We start from the raw sequence: 5,140 nt of genomic DNA on the forward strand, positions 1-5,140 counted from the left end.
TATTTTAGGACTAAGAGTTGATATGAAAATTAATAAAGCTGAAATTAATATTATATAGGTTAGCTCTGAACGCATAATTATGCTTACTCTCTTGCACTGCAAGAAATAATTAATTCGCCGCGACTCTGTGAAGTAAGAGCAAAGTAAACATTCATTTTATTATTATCATTAGTCCTTGGAGCGCTCCTAACGCTAATCGTATCTTTTTTAGTTTGTGAAATGGTAATCTTAAAAGAGCTAATCCAGGGATTTTGTACACCTGTTTGTATAACCGTTGCAGCTGACGCGTTTACAGTAACTTCACCATTTTTATAAATCAACTTATCATCATTAAGAGCTGTCGAAAGGTTTACCAAATCACCCTTTAGCATTTTAGGGGCGTCTTCAAAGTAATTTTCATTAATAATTGCGCAACCAATTTTATTCATAGGAAAAGATTTGGAAGCCGATATACCACTAAATAATATTAATGATATAGATAGAAATATAAACAAAAGTTTCTTTTTCATGTGAATTATCAGACCAATACTGTTAAGGATAAAATATGCCTTTACCGGGGGTTATATCGTTAGCAATCTGCCAGCGAAGAATTTTCTCTAACTCCCAACCTTTCCTGCTTATTTCTCCAATAGTAGCGTCTTCAATCTCTCGTAAAATCAATCCTAATTTTTCAGTAATACTAAAATACTCGTCGAGCTTATCTAATGAATAGGCTATGGCTAGGCCAATAAATAGAGCTACAGCCAGAGGAGCTGCGGCTATTGTAGTTGTTGTTCCTACAGCAACTGCAGCAACCGCAGCGGCAATACTTGATACACCGACTTTTATCAAAGATACAGCTAAATCGGCAAGTAAATTACTAAGTAAAACCTCATCTTCTAAAAAATGTTGAAGTATTATAATTGGAACTGTAAAAAATATTGTTAAGCGAGCACCGGAACGAGCACTCTGAACTATGGCTGAAGTTTTCCCTATAGCCATATCCACAACTCGAGCATTTTTAGCTGTCTTAGTAAATATGGTTTTAAATTCGAGTTTACCTTTAAAAATAATATACTTCTCACCTCGAATATATTTTTCATAAACGCGACCAGTAAAACCTAGATCGCGGATCATTTGAATTAATACTCGACCATCTAAAGCTGCTGATATATTACCAGCCACGACTCGACTTGTGGAAGCAGGCTTATCTTTTGTAGCATTCTTGTGTAATTCGATAAGTTCTTTTTCACTTAGTAGATAAAGTGTTTGATGGTTTTTACGGATGGATTCTATTAATTTTTTATTCTTCTCGATATCCCTGATTTTTAAACTATTCATACTCAATCCTTGTAAGCATATTCACATTTAGTTTGTGATAAGCTACCTAAGTTGGATTAAAAAATCAATATTTCTTGTTTTAGTAATTGAATAAGGCATTTATAAGGAGTTATTTTGAACTGGCAATACTTAAACAAGTAGCCTTTGAAAAAGAAAAGGATCAAAAAAGGTGTCACCCATTAGGTATACAACAATATCACACCACAAAAGACTCGTTCCTCAGAATGGTAAACCCAAACTATATTACAAAATGTATAGCCTCTAAGATAGCCCAATCCAGCAACACCTAAAACAGCACCTCCAGCTTTGCCTGTCTCAACATACTTGGCCTTGGTACAAGCTTGCTTATCTCCTTCTATGCATGCTTTTATGATATTTAAACTGCCCTCACACCTATCAGAGCAATTGCGACATACCCGACTTTTTTCAGGTTTTTGGCTACATTTAAAGTGAGTTTAAATGGTAAGAACACTTGGTTTTTGAATAAAAAGATCAAGAAAACACAGCTGCCTGCTTGACCAGAACTTTCTAATGGGAGAGACCTTGGCTTCCAGTGGTTTTTTGAGGTGTATAAATATTTAATTTCCTATGAAGAACTTACTTGGAGCTAAATCAGTCATTATATTAGTACCATATTTATTTGATAACCTACCAATGAACAAAGGTTCAATATTACTCACATGAGATAGTAGCCCTTTAAGTTGAAGTATTTCCTCATCAGACAGCAATTCAAGCGTATATTTATGAACAAGAGAGGATATGAATCTTTTCTTTTTTCGACCAATGGATAATAAGTTATTGTTAGTTAATGTTATTCCAGTAATGTGTCTATTAAATTTCTTCGATGAAAAAACGGTTTTCTTTGTATTTACTCTGATTTTAGAACCATATAGTTTTTTTAGCGTATTTTTAACTAACTTAGGTATCTCAAATAGAATATCTTTAATATTAGTGCTAAATGCGAGGTCATCAGCGTATCTGGTGTAAGTTATGCCCATGACCTTGCATTCTTTTTCTATTAATCTATCAAAGTTATACATAATAACATTCGATATAAATGGTGAGCTTGGGGCACCAATGCTTAATCTTAAAGGGCTATTTCTCCTTAACTTCCAGAATAGAATTCCTGATATAAACTCAATGTTTCGATCATCTAAACCTATACCAAAAGCTAGCATTTGCTCTATTAAAATACTCGGAGTTATGGATAAGAAAAAGTTCTTGAAGTCCATTTTTAATAAATATTGGTTATCTTTATGGGCTAAAGCGTTTGATTTAATACCTTTTTGTTTTACATATGCGTTAGCGCTAGCATGAATGGTTAACTTATCCTCCAAATGTGTTACGAGCAATCGCTGTAAAAATTTAACTTCTTTTGATGGATGTGCAATTAACCTTCTTTCATCGCTATTTCTTTTAGCAATAGTATATTTCTTGTATCGCCTGGGGGCTGTTGAAGAAAAGTTTAGCAACTCTTTTTCTGGCATTAACAAATCTTCACTAATACGTTCGATAATATTCATTGCGCTCCCCCTAGAGCCCTTTTAATATTGCTAATTTGTTTTAAAGCCAACCTTCTCTTTTTAGATGATTCATTTTCATCAAGAATAAATGATCTTCGTATCGACATTTTGATAGAACCTTCATCTCGTTTAGAGTTATCTTTTGCCCTCCCAAATTTTATTCTTCTGTCTTCGTCATTACATGCGTAGTAATAGTTAACATTACTATATGTTGTAAACTTAATTAAGTTGATTTTTTCTAACAGGAATAACAATCGATGAATAAACTTTTCATTTATATCAACATTAATAGAAGCTAATGCTAATTCAATTTCAGTTATTTTTATAGGACTTGAAATTTGTATTATGTCATGTATTAGAAATGCAATATGAGCACTGTTTTTAATATCAAACTTGGAAGTTTTGTTAGTGTTTCTCAGTTTATTTTTAATATCACCAGCAATTAAATCAATATGCTCATATTCTTGAAGTTCATTGTTTGGCCAAGGGTAGATTAGAACTGATGAAGGGTCTCTTTCAACTAAGCTACTTAACGGTCCTAAATAAATGAAAGAATCTTTTGCTTCAACATCTGATTGAGGAGCTATTACCAAAAGGCGTTTAGACAAATAGCTGTTATTACAAAGCAAACCAAGTTCAACCAATGAACCTGGACTTTCTAGACAAATAATAATCAAGGTTGATACTTTTGCAATGTCATCTTCAAATACCATTAAATCTGAGTACGCACCATCTTTAAAGTAGTCCTTGAAGTCTTCAGCCATAACACAAGATTTTGATAATAAGCGATATTCATCATCGTCATCGTTTAACTCAAAATACTGAATTATACGATCTCTCATGCTAGCCGGAACTAGCTTACCAGTATTGTACTCTCCACCACATACAAAAACTCTAGGCGGGTGATACAATACTTGAAAGTTGGAGAAGTCGAAACGCTCAAATTCTTCGATAAGCGTATCATCATAGTTCATTTGCTGGCGTTGTCCCTTGAATTAAAAAAAACGGCCATCATGGCCGTTTTAGTTCTCTCTACCTAGAGGATGCGCTGAAGACTTCTCTAACGCTCCTGAGGAACGAAGGATCTTTAGAGAAGTGCTTTAGCGCAACCCTAAATACCTTCAATAAAATAGTGTCTGGCTAATCGCCCGACAAGGATAAACTGTTGTGCGTTATCCCACGCGTAAAGAGTAAAGAAAGTGTACATCAGCAAAAAAGCCTATTCAATGTTTTAGCTTGAAAATATGACAAAAATATATTAACTAAAGAGTATTTAAATCCACTTCATACTCTCTCATACCAGAGTACTAAAGTTCAGCTATTACTTCTTGTCAAACTAAACACCAATTTCACGTTTAACACCCTTCCCCGTCATTACGCCCTGAAAATAAGCAATTGATGAGTAATGTCGCGCATGGATGCGCGATAAGGCGAAACTAGGCCATGGATGGCCTATCTTCGCCGTTTACGTTCATATCAATTGTGGTTTGAAAGATTGAGCGTGATGCTCGGGGCGCCGTGGGGTTCCAAGGGGCGGTCGGCGGTAGCCGTCCCTTGGTTGCCGCCAGCAATCTGGCAAAAAACCTTGAATAAGGTTTCTATTTTCTAAAAAAGCCGAACGTATTCACATTACCGATGACGATAACCTCAAGCACCTATTTAAATACTTATTCAGGCTGCCGCCTGCGCGTTAGTAAGCTGTTCGCTAATAACAATTAAACACCTTTTGGGCTGTCGCCCAACACGCCAGCAAGCTGTGCGTCTACAAATATTTAAACACGCACAAAAAAGCCGTTGCATTGCTGCAACGGCTTTTATAATCTCGATAAATCCCCACTCTACAATGAAGATTTTTTCAAATGTAGATCATGAATAGAGTTTGCAACTAGCAGGTCTTGTAACTCAATTACTTAGGTTGGACGTTTTTTAAATAAAGTTTGCAACTCCCTACTCAATCTAACAAGTCTCGGTGTGTACGATTTAAAATAAAGTTTGCAACCAGATTAATTCATTTCTAATCGGGCAATATTTAGAAATGTTTACTAACTCTACCAAACACACCGAGCGTCGTAGGAGGTCTGTATGCTCATCCAAAACTTGAGGGGGGAACAAAACGCTTTCGACAACTGATAAAGAAAGCGGTCCACCAACATAAAAAGTAACTAAGTTATGTATTTGGAGTTTGGGAATAGACAACTAACCTTGCGTATTATTTGAATAAGTGTGATTACCAAGGGGTTATGTCGGTCTAATTACCGAGCGACTTTGTCGTAAATAGCATATCAGCCAGTTGCTAA

4 protein-coding genes are annotated in these 5,140 nt (G+C 35.3%); all 4 read right to left on the minus strand.

Features of this window, described 5'->3' with window-relative positions:
• Positions 1 to 83: 83 nt before the first annotated feature.
• The gene (locus QL989_RS18975) at positions 84 to 509 is read right to left on the minus strand and encodes a hypothetical protein (RefSeq protein ID WP_290171694.1); all 426 of its coding nucleotides are present in this window, start codon (positions 507 to 509) and stop codon (positions 84 to 86) included.
• A gap of 22 nt (positions 510 to 531) precedes the next feature.
• Positions 532 to 1,320 (minus strand): hypothetical protein, encoded by a 789-nt coding sequence (locus QL989_RS18980; protein WP_290171695.1) that lies wholly within the window; start codon positions 1,318 to 1,320, stop codon positions 532 to 534.
• A gap of 578 nt (positions 1,321 to 1,898) precedes the next feature.
• Positions 1,899 to 2,843, minus strand: coding sequence for a retron St85 family RNA-directed DNA polymerase (locus tag QL989_RS18985; RefSeq protein WP_013464094.1), 945 nt, complete (start codon positions 2,841 to 2,843; stop codon positions 1,899 to 1,901).
• On the minus strand, positions 2,840 to 3,817 hold the full coding sequence (locus QL989_RS18990; protein ID WP_013464093.1) for a retron St85 family effector protein: 978 nt from the start codon (positions 3,815 to 3,817) through the stop codon (positions 2,840 to 2,842). The genes QL989_RS18985 and QL989_RS18990 overlap by 4 nt, the downstream gene beginning before the upstream one ends.
• Positions 3,818 to 5,140: the final 1,323 nt, after the last annotated feature.

Origin of the sequence: Pseudoalteromonas sp. APC 3224 (assembly GCF_030407535.1) — a bacterium.
GTDB lineage: Bacteria > Pseudomonadota > Gammaproteobacteria > Enterobacterales > Alteromonadaceae > Pseudoalteromonas.